General features: G+C 61.5%; 13 protein-coding genes. 5 read left to right on the forward strand and 8 right to left on the reverse strand.

The annotated features are described in order from the left end of the window. The 4 genes from K5Y35_RS04605 to K5Y35_RS04620 form a co-directional block, all read right to left on the reverse strand. Window positions 1-915, reverse strand: a complete 915-nt coding sequence (locus K5Y35_RS04605; RefSeq protein WP_034151619.1) for an ABC transporter permease subunit — start codon at window positions 913-915, stop codon at window positions 1-3. A 241-nt stretch (window positions 916-1,156) separates the two neighbouring features. After that, window positions 1,157-2,290 carry an ABC transporter substrate-binding protein gene (locus tag K5Y35_RS04610; protein WP_123470951.1) on the reverse strand — a complete coding sequence of 378 codons (1,134 nt, stop codon included), beginning with the start codon at window positions 2,288-2,290 and terminating at the stop codon, window positions 1,157-1,159. A 368-nt stretch (window positions 2,291-2,658) separates the two neighbouring features. Continuing rightward, window positions 2,659-3,942, reverse strand: a complete 1,284-nt coding sequence (locus tag K5Y35_RS04615; protein WP_128615915.1) for an NAD(P)/FAD-dependent oxidoreductase — start codon at window positions 3,940-3,942, stop codon at window positions 2,659-2,661. 145 nt (window positions 3,943-4,087) lie between these two features. Beyond that, window positions 4,088-5,578, reverse strand: coding sequence for an aldehyde dehydrogenase family protein (locus tag K5Y35_RS04620; RefSeq protein ID WP_222833775.1), 1,491 nt, complete (start codon window positions 5,576-5,578; stop codon window positions 4,088-4,090). A gap of 163 nt (window positions 5,579-5,741) precedes the next feature. On the opposite strand from K5Y35_RS04620, the gene K5Y35_RS04625 reads away from it, so the two are divergent. From K5Y35_RS04625 to nadE, 3 genes are all read left to right on the forward strand, one after another. Next, the gene (locus K5Y35_RS04625; RefSeq protein ID WP_123470947.1) at window positions 5,742-6,644 is read left to right on the forward strand and encodes a LysR family transcriptional regulator; all 903 of its coding nucleotides are present in this window, start codon (window positions 5,742-5,744) and stop codon (window positions 6,642-6,644) included. 165 nt (window positions 6,645-6,809) lie between these two features. After that, window positions 6,810-8,033 carry a nicotinate phosphoribosyltransferase gene (gene pncB / locus K5Y35_RS04630; RefSeq protein WP_123470945.1) on the forward strand — a complete coding sequence of 408 codons (1,224 nt, stop codon included), beginning with the start codon at window positions 6,810-6,812 and terminating at the stop codon, window positions 8,031-8,033. A 4-nt stretch (window positions 8,034-8,037) separates the two neighbouring features. After that, complete coding sequence (nadE, locus tag K5Y35_RS04635) at window positions 8,038-8,865, forward strand: ammonia-dependent NAD(+) synthetase (RefSeq protein ID WP_123470944.1); 828 nt, start codon at window positions 8,038-8,040, stop codon at window positions 8,863-8,865. A 198-nt stretch (window positions 8,866-9,063) separates the two neighbouring features. On the opposite strand, the gene azu is transcribed toward nadE, so the two are convergent. Beyond that, on the reverse strand, window positions 9,064-9,510 hold the full coding sequence (gene azu / locus K5Y35_RS04640) for an azurin (protein WP_123470942.1): 447 nt from the start codon (window positions 9,508-9,510) through the stop codon (window positions 9,064-9,066). A gap of 339 nt (window positions 9,511-9,849) precedes the next feature. On the opposite strand from azu, the gene K5Y35_RS04645 reads away from it, so the two are divergent. Both K5Y35_RS04645 and K5Y35_RS04650 read left to right on the forward strand, forming a co-directional pair. After that, window positions 9,850-10,437: a TIGR00730 family Rossman fold protein gene (locus tag K5Y35_RS04645; protein ID WP_222833776.1), complete on the forward strand. Its 588-nt coding sequence runs from the start codon at window positions 9,850-9,852 to the stop codon at window positions 10,435-10,437. 68 nt (window positions 10,438-10,505) lie between these two features. After that, window positions 10,506-10,691, forward strand: a complete 186-nt coding sequence (locus K5Y35_RS04650; RefSeq protein WP_123470938.1) for a hypothetical protein — start codon at window positions 10,506-10,508, stop codon at window positions 10,689-10,691. Between the two features lie 181 nt (window positions 10,692-10,872). Here K5Y35_RS04650 and K5Y35_RS04655 read toward each other — a convergent pair whose 3' ends face one another. The 3 genes from K5Y35_RS04655 to K5Y35_RS04665 form a co-directional block, all read right to left on the reverse strand. Continuing rightward, window positions 10,873-11,763 (reverse strand): transglutaminase N-terminal domain-containing protein, encoded by an 891-nt coding sequence (locus K5Y35_RS04655; protein WP_128615696.1) that lies wholly within the window; start codon window positions 11,761-11,763, stop codon window positions 10,873-10,875. Then, window positions 11,763-14,249 carry a circularly permuted type 2 ATP-grasp protein gene (locus K5Y35_RS04660; protein WP_222833777.1) on the reverse strand — a complete coding sequence of 829 codons (2,487 nt, stop codon included), beginning with the start codon at window positions 14,247-14,249 and terminating at the stop codon, window positions 11,763-11,765. The genes K5Y35_RS04655 and K5Y35_RS04660 overlap by 1 nt, the downstream gene beginning before the upstream one ends. 88 nt (window positions 14,250-14,337) lie before the next feature. After that, the gene (locus K5Y35_RS04665) at window positions 14,338-17,613 is read right to left on the reverse strand and encodes a DUF2126 domain-containing protein (protein WP_222833778.1); all 3,276 of its coding nucleotides are present in this window, start codon (window positions 17,611-17,613) and stop codon (window positions 14,338-14,340) included. Between the last annotated feature and the right edge of the window lie 278 nt (window positions 17,614-17,891).

Below are 17,891 nucleotides of genomic sequence, written 5' to 3' on the forward strand. Positions count from 1 at the left end.
TTACACCTTCGACACAAGAGGACGGCCCAACAGGCCCTGCGGCCGGAAGACCAGAACAAGTACGAGCAGCGAGAAGCTGAACACGTCTTTGTAGTCGGAGTTGACCAGGCCGGAGAACAACGACTCGGAGATGCCGAGAATGATCCCGCCGAGCATCGCGCCAGGCAGCGAACCAATACCGCCCAGCACCGCCGCGGTGAACGCCTTGATGCCGATAATGAAGCCGGCATAGAAGTCGAAAGTGCCGTAGTTCATGGTGATCAGCACGCCGGCCAGCGCCGCCATGGCTGCACCGATGATGAACACATAGGAAATGACCCGGTCGGTGTTGATGCCGAGGATCGACGCCATCTTGCGATCTTGCTGGGTCGCGCGGCACATGCGGCCGAGCTTGGTGTACTTGATCACGTAGGTCAGCAGACCCATGCCGACGAAGGCGGCCACCAGAATGAAGACTTTGGTGTAGGTCAGTTGCACGAAGCCAGTACCGACTTCAACGCGCCACGCACCGCTCAGCAGGGTCGGCACCCCCTGTTGTTTGGCGCCTTGGGCGATCTGTGCATAGTTTTGCAGGATCAGGGAGATACCGATGGCGCTGATCAACGGTGCCAGTCGGGTGGAGTTGCGCAGGGGTTTGTAAGCGACTCGCTCGATGACCCAGCCATACACCGCCGTGATCACGATGGTGAAAATCAGCGTGCCGAGCATCAGCAGCGGGAAGGATTCAATACCGAAGTAAGCCAGCAGAGCCAGACTGATTGCCGCCAGGTAAGCAGAAATCATGTAAACCTCGCCGTGGGCGAAGTTGATCATGCCGATGATGCCGTAGACCATTGTGTAGCCGATGGCGATCAGGCCATAGACCGACCCGAGGGTCAGGCCGTTGACCAGTTGCTGCAGGAAAATACCATCCATAACGCAATCTCACGCAGTGAGAACCTGCACACCCGGGGTGTGCGGTTCTTCTAGGAAAAATACAGATTTACGTCGGAGCAATGTCAGAGCGCGAACAGTTCGAACACCACTGGACCTTGTGGGAGCTGGCTTGCCAGCGATAGCGGTAGAACATTCAACACAGTTGTCGACTGTCAGGCCGTCATCGCGGGCAAGCCCGCCCCCACAGGGATTTGCGGAGTTCAAAGGGTCGCGTCAGCCCTTACTTCTGTTTTTCCAGCTGGTGATATTTGCCGTCCTTGTCCCACTGGTAAACCACGTAGTCGGAGACTTTCAGGTCGCCCTTGGAGTCCCAGGTTTTTTCGCCCATCACGGTTTTCACCGGGTTGGCCTTCAGCCACTTGGCAGCGGCTTCGCCGTCGTTTTTCTTCGCGCCGTTGAACGCGGCCGCCAGGGTTTGTACCGAAGCGTAGGCGTACAGGGTGTAGCCCTCAGGTTCGGTACCGGCCTTGCGGAAGGCGTCTACCACGGTCTTGCTGTCTGGCAGCAGGCGTGGGTCGGCGCCAAAGGTCATCAGCACGCCGTCGACGAATTGCGGGCCACCGGCGGTGGTCACCAGTTCGTCGGTCACAATGCCGTCATCGGACATGAACTTGACGTCTTTCAGGCCTTGCTCACGCAGTTGCCGAACCAGCGGGCCGGCCTCCGGGTGCAGGCCGCCGAAGTAGACGACATCGGCGCCAGCGCCACGGATCTTGGTGACGATGGTGCTGAAGTCTTTTTCGCCACGGGTCAGGCCTTCGTACAACACGGGCGTCACGCCGCGTTTGACCAGTTGTGCCTTGGTGGCATCCGCCAGGCCTTGGCCGTAGGTGTCTTTGTCGTGCAGCACGACGACTTTCTTGCCCTTGAGCACGTCGACGATGTAGTCGCCGGCCACAATACCTTGCTGGTCATCACGCCCGCACATACGGAACATCGCGCTGAGGCCACGCTCGGTGACTTGTGGGTTGGTCGAACCCGGGGTGATCGCGATGATCCCGGCTTCGTCGTAGATTTCCGACGCTGGAATGGTCGAAGAGGAGCAGAAGTGACCGACTACACCGGCGACTTTCTGGTTGGTGAGGTCCTTGGCGACCGTCACGGCCTGCTTCGGTTCGCAGGCGTCATCGCCCTTGACCAGAACGATTTTCTCCCCGTTGACGCCGCCCGCCGCGTTGACCGCGTCCGCCGCGGCCTGTGCACCCTTCATGTACTGCTCGCCAAATGCCGCGTTGGCGCCAGTCATTGGACCCGCTACACCGATTTTCACATCAGCTTGAGCAAACGCAGAAACACCCAGCGCAGTAGCGACTGCGAGGGCCAGAAAGCCTTTCTTGTAAAACGTCTGGGACATGAGGTGGTGCTCCAAGGTTTTTTTTAGTTGGCACTGCGACTTCACTTCACTGATTGCTCTGAGCAAGCGCCGTGCCATCGGTTTTTTATTCTTCAAAAAGTCGCTGCTTTCTTGTTATTTCGACTGTTTCGTTCCCATTTTCATTGGGCGTGCAACCGTCTAAACCGCGGAAGGTGAAACCTTTTAAAATCTCAGGCGCAACCCGCTTGCGCCATCATTGCAACCGCGGCACCAAACGACGTGCAACCAGCCTGTAACAGCCCGCGTCACCGAACTGCACACTGCTGGTGCGGGACTGCTACAACCCGCACCATTACAGGCTAGTCGCTGCATCGAAAAGCGCCGCTTCCGGCAACATATTTCAACACTCAGATAACGATGCGCAGGCACTGGCCCGCGTGATACAGCGAAAACCCGGCCTCGTACAGGCAACTGCGCAGGCCCACACCCGCCAGAGGCTGCATCGGTGCAAAAGGAATCGGCAAGGCTTGAGGATTGCCGTGACACAGGTAATCGGCGAACGCCTTGCCAACCACCGTGCCGGTGGTAACGCCACGCCCGTTGTAACCGGTGACGGCCACCAGTCCCGGTGCCGGCTCGAACAGGCGCATCAGGTGATCGGGGGTGAAGGCGATGCGCCCGGTCCAGGTGCACTCCCATTCCACCGGCTTCAGGTTAGGGAAGTAGTGTTGCTGCACGCGATCGGCCCAGGCCTTGAGAAACCACGTGGGTTTCTGATTGCCGTTGCCGAGACTGCCGAGCAACAACCGTCCGTCCTTGTCGCGGCGGATGCTGCTCAACACTTGCCGGGTATCCCACGAGCCCTGCCCGCCTGGAAGAATGGCCTGCGCCGCGTCTTCGGTCAGTGGCACCGAGGAGACCTGGTAGTAGTAGCCGGGGAAGAAGTTACGCTTGAGTTCAGTCCAGTCGCCTTCGGTGTAGGCGTTGGAGGCGATCACCACTTGCTCGGCGAGCACCGAACCCTGCCCGGTCTGCACCGACCATTGCGGGCCCTGGCGTTCAAGGCGGGTGACCGGCGAGTGATCGAACATCTGCCCGCCCAACCCTCTCACAGCGTTGGCCAGACCGGTGACATAGGCCATCGGGTTGAGCGTGCCGGCGCGGCGGTCGAGCAATGCGGCGGCAATCTTTTGCGTACCAGTGGCCTGTTCACAGGCCTTGCCGGTGAGCAATTCGACCGGCGCACCACGACGCTTCCATTGCTCTTCGCGACTGCGCAGATCCGCCTCACCCTTGGCGTTGTGCGCCATGTGCAGAGTGCCTTCGCGGCGCAACTGGCAGTCGATGTTGTATTTATCCACCAGGCTGAACACCAGCGCCGGCGCCGCCCCGAGCATGCGGTTGAGCTGACTGCCGACCGCCTCGCCGAAACCGGCTTCGATCTCGTCCGGTGGAATCCACATGCCGGCATTGACCAGCCCGACGTTGCGCCCGGAACCGCCGTGCCCGGCGCGATGCGCTTCCAGCACGCAGACGCTTTTACCTTTTTCCAACAGATGCAGCGCCGCCGACAACCCGGTAAACCCGGCACCGATCACACAGACATCGACCTTGACCTCGCCGCGCAGCGCGGTGTTATCCGGGCGTTGCGGCGTGAGTTTTTCCCACAGACATTCTTCGCGTAACGGCATTGCCAGACTCCAACAGAAACCTGCCAAACACACAATTCAATGTAGGAGTGAGCCTGCTCGCGATAGCGTCGGAAAATCCGGCACTAATGTTGACTGAACAATCGCCATCGCGAGCAGGCTCACGCCTACCGGGGATCTCCATCGGTCAATCGAAGGTAATGCCCTGCGCCAGCGGCAATTCCAGCGAATAGTTCACGGTGTTGGTCTGGCGGCGCATGTACGCGCGCCATGCGTCGGAGCCCGACTCACGACCGCCACCGGTTTCCTTTTCGCCACCAAACGCGCCGCCGATTTCCGCGCCGCTCGGGCCGATGTTGACGTTGGCGATGCCGCAGTCACTGCCGACCGCCGACATGAACCGCTCGGCCTCGCGCACGTCGGTGGTGAAAATGCACGACGACAGGCCTTGTGGCACCGCGTTGTTCAGGCGCAGCGCTTCCTCGAAATCGCTGTAGCCGACCACGTAGAGGATCGGCGCAAAGGTTTCGCTGCAGACCACATCGCTCTGCTCCGGCATTTCAACGATGGCCGGCGACACGTAGTAGGCATTGGGGAATTGCTCTTCGAGCTGACGCTTGCCGCCGAATACCCGGCCACCCTCGCTCAGCGCCTGCTCCAGCGCATCCTGCATGTTTTCGAAGCTGTGCTTGTCGATCAGCGGGCCGATCAGATTGCCTTCCAGCGGATGACCGATGCGCACTTTCGAGTACGCAGCTTTAAGGCGAGTGACGATCTCTTCCTTCACCGACTCATGGGCGATCAACCGACGTAATGTGGTGCAACGCTGGCCGGCAGTGCCGACCGCGCTGAACAGAATCGCGCGTACCGCCATGTCGAGATCGGCGCTTGGGCCGAGGATCATCGCGTTGTTGCCGCCGAGCTCCAAAATGCTGCGGGCGAAACGTGCAGCGACTTTCGGCGCCACTTCGCGGCCCATGCGGGTGCTGCCAGTGGCGCTGATCAGCGCGACACGCGGGTCATCGACCAGCGCTTCGCCGGCATCGCGGCCACCGATGATCACTTGGCACAAGTTGGCCGGGGCATCGGTGAAGCTCTTCACCACGCGATCGAACAATGCCTGGCAGGCCAGTGCGGTCAGCGGGGTTTTCTCCGACGGCTTCCACACCACCGGGTTGCCGCAGACCAGCGCCAGCGTGGTATTCCACGCCCACACCGCGACCGGGAAGTTGAACGCACTGATCACGCCGACCACGCCCAGTGGATGCCAGGTTTCACGCATGTGGTGGCCCGGGCGCTCGGAGGCGATAGTCAAGCCGTACAACTGACGGGACAGGCCGACGGCGAAGTCGCAGATGTCGATCATCTCCTGCACTTCACCCAAACCTTCCTGGGTGATCTTGCCCGCTTCCCACGACACCAGCTCGCCGAGATCGGCCTTGTATTCGCGCAACACTTCGCCGAACTGACGCACCAGCTCGCCACGACGCGGGGCCGGAACCTTGCGCCATTGCTCGAACGCATGATCTGCGCGACTGATGTGCTGCTCGACTTCGGCCGGGCCTTCCCAGTTCACCGCAGCGATGCGGCTGCCGTCGATGGGCGAATGCACCGGCACCTTGCCGTTCTGGTACAGGGCCGGGTTCACACCGAGACGATCAAGCAATGCGGCAACCATGGGTCACTCCTCAAGCAAAAAACTGAATGTGTGCGGACGCTTTTTCGCGACCGGGCAGGCCTTTAGTTGTAGCGTCACAATGGCGAGGCAACAAACGACCTTTACGCGAGATATCATTCCGTTTATTCATGCTGCGCTGAGAAAGACAAGAAAAGGACCACCCATGCTGAATAAACGCCACCTGCCGTCGATCACCGCGTTGCAGTGCTTCGAGGCCGTGACCCGGCACTTGAGTTTCACCCGGGCCGCCGAGGAGCTGAACCTGACCCAGAGCGCCGTCAGCAAACAGGTGGCGCAGCTTGAGGAATTGTTGCAGCACTTGTTGTTCCGCCGCGTGCGTCGTCGCTTGCAGATGACCCCGGCCGGGGATCTGTACCTGGTGGAAGTCCGAAAAATCCTCACCCAGGTGGAAATGTCGACGCATTACCTGCGTTCCTACGGCGGCGAGACCGAAGTCCTGCGCGTGTCTACGCCTTCGACCTTCGGCGCCCGCTGGCTGGTGCCGCGCCTCAAAGGCTGGCGCCTGCGCCACCCGTCGATTCACCTCGATCTTTGCAACGAGCAGGAGGCGGATGATTTGCTGCAAGGGCGCAGCGATCTGGCGTTCTACTTCGGCCAGGGTTCACGCCCCGGCACCGAGTGCCTGAAGTTGTTTGGCGAGGAGCTGGTGCCGGTCTGTGCGCCGGGCAGCCTGCCGGACAAACCCTTCACTGACCCGACGCAACTGACCGACCTGGTGCTGCTGCAAAACGCCTCGCGCCCGCAGGCCTGGCACGACTGGTTCGACAGCCAGGGTTACCAGACCGAGCACAGCTACCACGGGCCACGCTTCGAAACCTTTTATATGTGCATCCGCGCCGCCCAGGTCGGTTGCGGTGTGGCGTTGTTGCCACGGTTTCTGGTGGAAGAGGAATTGGCCGACGGCAAACTGGTCATTCCCTGGCAGCATGCGATGCCCAGTTCCGACGCTTATTACCTGGCCTATCCGGAGCACGCGGCGGAAGTGCCGAAGGTGCGCGATTTTGTGAAGTGGATGCTCGAACAGATTGATAGCCCGGATGCCTGACTATCAATCGCCTGACACACCTCCAGTGGCGAGGGCGCTTGCTCCCGCTCGCCCCGGTTGACCTCACGCGCAGCAGAAATCGCTGGCAATCCCTGCCGCTGATATGCGCCACTAGCACCATTGTTTGATACCGCGCCGGGCGCGGTGCACCTGGAGACCCCGTTTATGAGCGAGAGTGTGTTTGCCGATCGCATCGTGCAGAACCTGCTCGACACCGACTTCTACAAACTGACGATGATGCAGGCGGTGCTGCACAACTACCCCAACGTCGAAGTCGAATGGGAGTTCCGTTGCCGTAACGCCGAGGATCTGCGCCCGTATCTGGCCGAGATCCGCTTTCAGGTCGAGCGTCTGGCCGAATTGAGCCTGAGCGCCGACCAGTTGAGTTTTCTTGAGCGCATCAGCTTCATCAAACCGGATTTCCTGCGTTTTCTCGGGCTGTTCCGCTTCAACCTGCGCTACCTGCACACCGGCATCGAGAACGGCGAGCTGTTCATCCGCCTGCGCGGGCCGTGGTTGCATGTGATCCTCTACGAAGTGCCGTTGCTGGCCATCGTCAGCGAAGTGCGCAACCGCTATCGCTACCGCGACACGGTGCTCGAGCAGGCCCGCGAGCAGCTTTACCGCAAGTTCGACTGGCTCACCGCGAATGCCTCTGCCGATGAACTGGCGCAATTGCAGGTAGCCGATTTCGGTACCCGTCGACGCTTCTCGTACCGCGTGCAGGAAGAAGTGGTGAACGTGCTCAAGCACGATTTCCCCGGGCGCTTCGTCGGCACCAGCAACGTGCACCTGTCCCGCGAGCTGGACATGAAACCGTTGGGCACCATGGCCCACGAATGGATCATGGCTCACCAGCAACTCGGCCCGCGGCTGATCGACAGCCAGATCGCTGCGCTCGATTGCTGGGTCCGCGAGTACCGTGGCTTGCTGGGGATCGCCCTGACCGACTGCATCACCACCGATGCGTTCCTCGGCGATTTCGACCTGTTCTTCGCCAAGCTGTTTGACGGTTTGCGTCATGACTCCGGCGATCCCGTGGCCTGGGGTGAAAAATGCATCGCGCACTACCACAAGCTCGGCATCGACCCGATGAGCAAGACCCTGGTGTTCTCCGACAGCCTGACCCTGCCCAGGTCGCTGGAAATTTTCCGCGCCCTGCACGGCCGGATCAACGTGAGCTTCGGCATCGGCACCAACCTGACCTGTGACATTCCAGGTGTCGAACCGATGAGCATCGTGCTTAAAATGACCGCCTGCAACGGCCAGCCGGTGGCGAAGATCTCCGACGAGCCAGGCAAGACCCACTGTAAAGACCCGAATTTCGTCGCCTATTTGCGACACGTGTTCCAGGTTCCTGCCGATTCCAGTCTATCTAGCAAGGAGTGAATTCATGCAAGCCGTACAGCGTGAGATTGCTGAACAGCTCAAGGTGCAACCGCCGTTCGCTGACTACCAGGCCCTGCAGGCCGAAGTCGCCCGGCGCATTACCTTTATTCAGGATTGCCTGGTCTATTCCGGGCTCAAGACGCTGGTGCTGGGCATCAGCGGCGGTGTCGACTCGCTGACCGCCGGCCTCCTGGCCCAGCGTGCCATGCGTGAACTGCGCGAGCGCACTGGCGACGACAGCTACAAGTTCATCGCCGTGCGCTTGCCGTACGAAACCCAGTTCGACGAACACGACGCCCAGGCCTCGGTGGATTTCATCGCCCCGGACGAGCGCCACACCGTCAACATCGGACCGGCGGTGAAGTCGCTGGCCAGTGAAGTTGCGGCGTTCGAAGGCAAGCACGCGGTGTCGGTGGATTTTGTGCTCGGCAACACCAAGGCGCGGATGCGCATGGTCGCCCAGTACACCATCGCCGGCGCGGCCCACGGTCTGGTGATCGGCACCGACCACGCGGCGGAAGCCGTGATGGGTTTCTTCACCAAGTTCGGTGACGGCGCCTGCGACCTGGCCCCGCTCAGCGGCCTGGTGAAAAACCAGGTCCGGGCGATTGCCCGCAGCTTCGGTGCGCCGGAGTCGTTGGTGGAGAAAGTGCCGACTGCGGACCTGGAAGACCTGTCGCCGGGCAAACCGGACGAAGCCTCCCACGGTGTGACCTATGCCGAGATCGACGCCTTCCTGCATGGCGAGCCGGTGCGTCAGGAAGCGTTCGACATCATCGTCAACACGTACAACAAGACCCATCACAAGCGCGTCATGCCGTTCGCACCCTGATCGGTGATGGAATGAAAAAGCCCGCTGAGGCGTGATCCTCAGCGGGCTTTTCTTTGGCCAGAACATCGCTCGAGGCGGATGGCCTCTTCGCAGGCAAGCCCGCTCTCACAGGATTTCAGGTGTACACAAAAGTTGTGGCAGACATAGAACCTGTGGGGGCGGGCTTGCCCGCGATGAACGATGACACGGTGGCCCGGCTTACTTGACCGTAATGGTGCCTTTCATCATCGAGATGTGGCCCGGGAACGAGCAGAAGAAGCCGTATTTTTCAGCGGCATTCAGTTTCGACACGTCGAAAGTCAACGAGTCGGTTTCCTTGGCACCGATGATCTTGGTGTGAGCGATGACGCGCGCGTCGCCGTCTTTCAGGTAGTTCTTGTCGATGCCGGCAGCCAGGCCGTCAGTAGCAATCGGCTGCATGTCCGCTTCTTTGCTGATCACCAGGTTATGGCCCATGACGTTTTTCGGCAGGCTGCCGGAGTGGGTCAGTTCGACGGTGAACGTCTTGCAGCTCTTGTCGATCACGATTTCCTTGGTGTTGAAGGACATCTGATCGGTGGAGTCAACGGTGGTTTTGCACTCGGCAGCCATCAATTGGCTGCTGGCCAGCGCCAGCAGGGATACCGCAACAACTTTGGAAAACATGGTGAATCTCCAAGGCAGGGTTAACAAAACACGAATGATGGAAAGACTGCCTGAAATCTTCGCAAGTTCCTATGACTTGAGTCAAAAATTGTATACAACTTTCAGGCTATGACACTCATCGAAACAATCTACCGGCCAGATGCAACGGACGCCCCTATGATCGGCCCATCTACTGAGACGGAGTGCCTGTCATGTTCTTTAACGGTCTGTTGTGCAGTTTGCTTGCCGCCTATGCCTGCGGCGCCAGCGGTACTTTTGAATCGCCGGAGCGAGAAGTCTAGCCCTTGGATCAGGGCGTGCCAGCCGTTACCCTGTGACGGATTGACCCAGGAGGAAGGCATGTCTCTCACATCCGTTTGTGTATTTTGCGGTGCCAACGCCGGTACCGATCCGGCTTACACTGAAGCCGCCAAAACCCTTGGCCGCGCGCTGGCCGAGCGCCAGTTGACCCTGGTCTACGGCGGTGGTGCCGTGGGCTTGATGGGGCTGGTCGCCGATGCCGCACTGGCCGCCGGTGGTGAAGTGATCGGGATCATTCCGCAGAGCCTGATGGACAAGGAAATCGGCCACAAAAGCCTGACACGCCTGGAAGTGGTCGACGGCATGCACGCGCGCAAGGCGCGCATGGCTGAACTCAGCGATGCATTCATCGCCCTGCCCGGCGGCCTCGGCACGCTGGAGGAGCTGTTCGAAGTCTGGACCTGGGGCCAGCTCGGCTACCACGGCAAGCCGCTGGGGCTGCTGGAAGTGAACGGTTTTTACAGCAGACTCACCGCTTTTCTTGACCATATCGTCGGCGAAGGCTTCGTTCGTGCGCCACACCGTGACATGCTGCAAGTGAGCGAATCGCCAGACACCCTGCTCGACGCCCTCGATCAGTGGAAGCCGACCGTCACGCCGAAGTGGGTCGACCAAAAACCCGGCTAACCGCCGGACACCGATACAGGGCAGAATACGCGCCGCTCAACCTCACCTTCGACCCCAGAGGATCGCCCATGGCCAAACCCAATTACTCCTTCGCCAAACGTCAACGAGACCTGGCAAAGGAACAGAAGAAAGAGGAAAAGCTTCAGCGCAAGAAACAAATGGCTGAAGAAGCGGCACTGAACCCTGACGGTGAAGTGGCGACTGATGACGATGATGATGTTGAAGCACCGAAAGATCAGGCGCCCGACGCCTGAGCTGATTGCTGATTCGCTCCCTGAGGGAGCGATCTGTGGCGAGGGGATTTATCCCCGATGGGTCGCGAAGCGGCCCCTGTGTCCGGCCTAATCGAATGAGTTGTCTGGACTGGGCGACTGCTTCGCAGCCGATCGGGGATAAATCCCCTCGCCACAAAAGCTCCTCACGCTCGAGTTGTCTTCAGTCCAGTGGCATCACGGTGACCCGCACTTCCGGGTCGTGGCTACCGCCCCCCAGAATCACCCCTCGCAACGGCGACACATCGGAAAAGTCCCGGCCCCAGGCCAGGGTAATGTGCTCCAGCGCCGGCTGCACATTGTTGGTCGGATCGAAATCCACCCAACCCAATACCGGACAGAACACTGACACCCAGGCGTGCGACGCATCGGCGCCGATCAGACGTGGCTGTCCCGGCGGTGGCTGGGTCAGCAGATAGCCGCTGATGTAACGCGCCGCCAGCCCTCGCGAGCGCACACAGGCGAGCATCAGGTGGGCGAAGTCCTGACACACGCCACGGCGGCGCTCCAGCACCTCCACCAGCGGCGTCGCCACCTGCGTGGCCTCGGCATCGAACGTGAACTCGCTAAAAATCTTCTGCATCAAGGCCTGCACGCCCAGCATCAAAGGCCGGCCCGGCGGGAAGCAGCTTTCGGAGAACTCGACGAAGCTGCGTTTCAGGTGCACGTAGGGTGACTGAAAGCGATAACGACAAGCCTCCAACATTGCGGCGGACAACGGCTGACTGCTGTAGGTCAGCGCATTGCACGTCTGCTCCCACGCCGGGGACAGATTGAAGTCCGCCGGCGGTCGCGCCAGCACTTCAACGGTGAGCCGTGCGTTGACCTGCAACTCGTCGTGCGGCCGCTCGAAGGCCAGACGGGTCAGCGGATTGCCGAAGACATCGAGTTCGTCACGCCGGGTTGTCGGCTCCGGACTGATCAGCAATTGCTGTTCGGTGCAGCGCTGCCATGTGCATTCACGGGGCCACAAGTGCGCCAATTGCTGCGCCAGCGACACCGGGCTGTCGTAGTGATAACAAGTGTCGTGGAAGATCTGGTAATTCGCGCTCATCAGACCGACACCGTACGCTGGCTGACATCATCGACATGGGCAAAGTGGCGCAGGGCCAGGCGATCCGAGACTTGCCCGCTGGCCTCGGCGATGTCTTGCAGCAAGTCCGCCAGACCATCGAGTGCGGCGCGCACGCTGGATTCGCCGAACAGCGAATTCTCCAGACAACCCAGATCAAAGCGTGCCAGACGCTCGACCAGTTGCGGCAGTCCGGCCTCGCGGGGCACGCCGAAATCATCGTTCAGGCGTTTCAGCGTGCGGGTCACCAGTTTCAACTGGAACAACACTGCATGCGGGTTCTGCTCGTCGAGCAGCAACAAGTCGAGCACCGGGATCAACTGCGCCACCGCCAGATAACGAGAACGGTAAGTGATGCTGCTGTTGCCCAGCTCCAGCAGCCACTCAAGCCCCGCCTGATCGAACGCGGCGCTCCCTCGCAGGAACGCCGCAAGGCTGCTGCTGAGAAACTGCAGGCGTTCGATGCGCCGACCGATCATCAAAAAGCGCCAGCCTTCGTCGCGGGTCATGTCGTCCAGGGCGAACCCGGACAGCGCCGCCAGCGACATCACCAGGCGGTTGAGAAAGTCCAGCAGCTCGCCGAAGTCCGGCGCGTCGGTGTCCAGCTCCATGGCTTCGCGCTGCAACTCCACCAAGGCCTGCCAGTTTTCCCGGGAGAGCTTGCCGCGCACCTGTGAGGCGGCCCACTGCAAGCGCTGCAGGTTGGAACGCAGGCTGAATGACCAGTCTTCACCGAGCAATGCGGCGAGCAGTCGCTCCGGCAATTCACCTTCGTCTGGCAACAACGTCAGCCGCTCGCCGAGATCGACCGCCGCTTGCAAGGCCTGCGGATCATCGCCATCGACATACCGCGCGAGCATGATGCGCAGCAATCGCGCACTGTCATCGCAACGCTCGCAATAGCGGCCGAACCAGAACAGGTTTTCCACCACCCGTGACGGCAGATATGGATCGCGGCGCACCAGATCATGTACACCGACATTGCGCTGGGTTTTCCATTGCTCACCACTCGGCGGGCGCTCGCCCAACACCCAGGTGTCCTTGCTCGCACCGCCGCGTTGCATCGACACCACTTCGGCATCGGCCTCGGCGGCCACCCGGGTCAGGCCACCGGGCAGCACGCGGTAGCCGTCGCGACTGGCCACGGCGTACATGCGCATGCCGATGGCCCGCGGTTGCAACTGGCCGTCCTCGGCTTGCCAGATCGGAGCCTGGGACAGCTGCGCCAGCTCTTGCGCCACGTAGGCATAGGGCCGGGCCTGCATGCGCTCGGCGAGCGCCTGACGCTGTTGCTCACTCAGATCCCGGCCGAACACCGGGGCAAAACTTTGTGAGGGGAAGGCCGGTTTGATCAGCAGCTCCGGCAGTTTTTCCAGGGCCTGCGCCAGCACCGGCGCCTCGCCGCACCACCAAGTGGCGATGGACGGCAGGATCAGCTCTTCGCCAAACAGGTATTGATTGATCTTCGGCAGAAACCCGAGCAACCCCGGTGACTCCAGCACACCGCTGCCCAGGGCGTTGGCCACCAGCACCCGGCCCTGCCGCACCGCTTCCAGCAAGCCGGGCACGCCGAGCGCCGAATCGGTACGCAACTCAAGCGGATCGCAGAAGTCATCGTCGAGCCGACGCATGATCGCGTGGACCCGGCGCAAACCGCTGAGGGTTTTCAGGAACACCGTGGCATCGCGCACCGTCAGATCGCCGCCTTCAACCAGCGGATAACCGAGCTGGCGCGCCAGATAAAGGTGTTCGAAATAGCTTTCGTTGAAGCGTCCGGGCGTCAGCAGCACCACCAGCGGCGCGTCGTCGTCACAGGGCGCCTGCCGCGCGAGGGTTTCCTGCAGGGTACGGAAGAACCCGGCCAGGTGCTGCACCTTCAGATCGCGGTACAACTCGGGAAACGCCCGCGAGACGATGGTGCGGTTTTCCAGCGCATAACCGGCCCCCGACGGCGCCTGGGTGCGATCTGCCGTCACCCACCAGCGCCCGTCCGGCGTGCGCGCCAGATCCACTGCGTACAGATGCAGAAAGTTCTCTTCCGGCGGCGCAATGCCTTGGCAAGGCCAGAGAAAATTGTTGTGACCGAAGACCAGCTCCGCCGGCAACAGCCCTTCGCTGATCAACCGTTGCGGGCCGTACAGATCGGCCAGCACCGCATTGAGCAGGCGCGCCCGCTGGGCGATTCCGGCTGACAGGTGCTGCCACTCGTCAGCGGCGATCACGTGCGGCAACAGGTCCAGCTCCCACGGCCGATCAGCGCCCTTCGGGTCGGCGTAGACGTTATAGGTGACGCCGTTTTCCTGAATCTGCCGGGCCAGCAACGCCTGACGCTGCACCAGTTGCGCCGGGCTGCTGCGCTGTAAATGATCGAACAGCCGCTGCCAGTGCGGGCGCACTGCACCACTGCCATCGAGCAGTTCGTGATAAGTGCCCGCAGTGAGCGGGTAGCGGTCTAGCAGGTCAGGCATGGAAAGCTCGGCAGACAGCAAGGAACGGTCAGACTAACGCAGGCAGATGACGCCCGGATATACGAAAAATCCGCACGTCGCGCAGGAATTAGAAACGTCGCAAATCGAGCGTCATCGGCAGTTCGTCGGAAACGGTCGGATTCGGTATCGGAAGTTTCCCCGGCGTGTGGCCGATGCGGAAGAAACGCGCCATGCGCCGGCTCTCCGCCTCGTTGGCATTGACCGGCAGTGTCTCGTAGTTGCGCCCGCCCGGGTGCGCCACGTGGTACTGACAACCGCCCAGCGAACGTTGCATCCAGGTGTCGAGCAGGTCGAACACCAGCGGCGCGTGCACCGGAATCGTCGGCTGCAGGCAATTGGCCGGTTGCCAGGCCCGAAAGCGCACGCCGGCGACGAACTCGCCGATCCGCCCGGTCGGTTGCAGCGGCACCGGGATGCCGTTGCAGGTCAGCAGGTAACGCTGCGGCGGCAAGCCCTTGAGCCTGACCTGCAAACGCTCCAGCGACGAATCGACATAACGCACCGTGCCACCCGCCGTGCCCTCCTCGCCCAACACATGCCAAGGCTCCAGCGCCTGCCGCAGTTCCAGTTCGATGCCATTGACCGCGTAATCGCCCACCTTGGGAAAGCGGAATTCCAGATGCGCGGCGAACCATTCGGCGCGCAATGGATAACCGGCATTGTTGAGTTCGACGATGACGTCGGCGAAATCCTGCTCGATGAAATGCGGCAGCATGAAGCGGTCGTGCAGTTCAGTCCCCCAGCGCGCCAGGTTCGGCGGCGCATAAGGCTCGCGCCAGAATCGTGCAACCAGCGCCCGCAACAACAACTGCTGAGCCAGACTCATGCGCGCATGGGGCGGCATCTCGAAGGCGCGCAACTCCAACAGACCGAGGCGCCCGGTGGCACCGTCCGGGGAATACAGCTTATCAATGCAGAATTCGGCGCGATGGGTGTTGCCGGTGACGTCGATCAGCAAGTTGCGCAACAGCCGGTCGACCAGCCACGGCGCACACTCCTCGCCCGGCGCCGGCATTTGCGCGAAGGCGACTTCCAGCTCATACAACGCATCGTTACGCGCCTCGTCGACCCGTGGCGCCTGGGAGGTCGGGCCGATGAACAAGCCGGAAAACAGATACGACAGCGACGGGTGGTTGTGCCAATAACTGATCAGGCTGCGCAGCAGGTCCGGACGGCGCAGAAACGGCGAGTCCGCCGGTGTCGCGCCGCCGAGCACGAAATGGTTGCCCCCGCCGGTGCCGGTATGGCGGCCGTCGATCATGAATTTCTCGGTGGTCAGGCGGGTCTGGCGTGCCTGCTCATAAAGAAACTCGGTACGTTCGACCAACTCGTCCCAGGTTGCCGACGGCTGCACGTTGACCTCGATCACGCCCGGATCCGGGGTGATGCGCAAGTTGCTCAGGCGCGGATCGCCTGGCGGTTCGTAGCCTTCCAGCAGCACCGGGCAACGCAGTTCTGCGGCCGTCGCCTCAATGGCCGCGACCAGCTCCAGATAGTCCTCGAGCCGCTCCAGCGGCGGCATGAACAGGTACAAACGCCCCTCGCGAGCTTCGGCGCAAAACGCGGTGCGGGTCAGCCAGTCGGCGGACTCGTCGATCTGCGGCACACGCTCGTCAACGCTCGCAGGTTCAGCGTGGCGGTTGAGCTGCGCGGTATCCGGCAACGCGGGAAAATCCTGATTCGGATCCTGAGGATGGATGAACGGATACTCGGCGGCTTTTACCCACGGCTGCGAACCGAGCGGCAGCCGATAGCCCAGCGGCGAATCCCCCGGGACCAGACGGCAATGTTCGTCACGCAGATACCAGCGCCCGCTCTGCCATTGATCGCCCTTGGCCGTGCGCGCCAGCGGCAGTACCTGGCCGATGACCTTGTCGAGCCCGTGGCTGAACACCTTGCGCAGCCGGGCGCGCTCCAGAGGTTCTTCCAGACGCGAATCCTCGGCGCTGACATTGCCCGGCAATGCCCCCTCGCGCCACAGGTAATAGAAATGGTCCTCGTAAGCCGGGAAGACAAAGCGCGCGGGCAATTTCAGACGCTCGGCGACGCTCGCCAGAAAGCGTCCGGCCAGCTCGCCGTCAGCGCCGTAGTCTTGCTGCTCATCGGCGATCAGTGCGTCGTTGTGCCAGATCGGCACGCCATCACGGCGCCAATAACAATTGAGCGACCAGCGCGGCAGCTGCTCGCCCGGATACCATTTGCCCTGCCCGAAATGCACCAGCCCTTGCGGTGCGTAATGCTTGCGCAGGCGCTGGAACAGTTCGGCCGAAAGCCGACGCTTGTCCGCCCCCAGGGCGGCGGTGTTCCATTCGGCGCCGTCCGGGTCATCAATGGAGACGAACGTCGGTTCGCCGCCCATGGTCAGGCGCACGTCCCCTTCCAGCAGGTCGGCATCGATCTGGCGGCCCAGCGCCTGAATCGCCAGCCATTGCTCCTCGCTGTAGGGCTGGGTGACCCGAGGGGCTTCCCAGATCCGTTCCACCGACATTTCGTGGCTGAACTCACACTCGCACGGTTCGACCAAGCCACTGATCGGTGCCGCCGAGGACGGATCGGGACTGCAGGCCAGCGGGATATGCCCTTCGCCGGCGAACAGCCCGGAAGTGGCGTCGAGGCCGATCCAGCCGGCGCCCGGCAGATAGACTTCGCACCAGGCGTGCAGATCGGTGAAATCGACTTCGGTGCCGGACGGACCATCGAGGCTTTTCACATCGGCGGTCAATTGAATCAGGTAACCGGAGACGAATCGCGCCGCGAGGCCAAGGTTACGCAGCAATTGCACCAGCAACCACGCCGAGTCGCGACACGAGCCAGAGGCGTGTTCGAGTGTGTGTTCCGGGGTTTGCACGCCCGGCTCCATGCGGATCAGGTAATTGATGTCTTCGCTCAGACGCTGGTTGAGCGCTACCAGAAAGTCCACAGCCGGCAACGGCGTGCGGTCGATGCCTTCCAGATAGGCTTTGAAGGTCGGCGTCAGAGGCAGGGTTTCGAGGTACGGCGCCAGCTCCTTGCGCTCATCGGCGGCATAGGTGAAGGGGATTTTCTCGGCGTAGGGCTCAAGGAAGAAGTCGAACGGGTTGAACACGGCCATCTCGGCCAGCAGATCGACTTCGATGCGCAACTCATCGGTTTTCTCGGGGAACACCAGACGCGCCAGGTAGTTGCCCTGGGGATCTTGCTGCCAGTTGATGAAATGCTGCTCGGGCGAGACTTTCAGTGCATATGAAAGAATCCGCGTGCGGCTGTGGGCAGCCGGGCGCAGGCGAACGATCTGCGGGCCGAGTTCGACAGCGCGGTCGTAGCGGTAATGCGTAACGTGATGCAATGCGACATGAATCGACACGGCGTGCCTCCTGCGAGCCCAAGCGTATTCGAAAGCGCGCAAGACTTATGCCATGCACAGGCTTGGGCGCTTTCCCGGAATGCTCAGGGCAGTACAGCACCAAAATCGGGCGATGCGGGGAAATGGTTTGGCCTCATTGCACGTAAATGTTGCGAAGAGCCCCTCACCCTAGCCCTCTCCCGGAGGGAGAGGGAACTGACCGAGTTGACCATTCGAGCTACACCGACCTGAAACTCCGAGCCGAACTTCAATTGTGAAAAGCACTCAGATCGGCTCCC

Source organism: Pseudomonas sp. SC3(2021) (assembly GCF_019856535.1).
Taxonomy (GTDB): Bacteria; Pseudomonadota; Gammaproteobacteria; order Pseudomonadales; family Pseudomonadaceae; genus Aquipseudomonas; species Aquipseudomonas monsensis.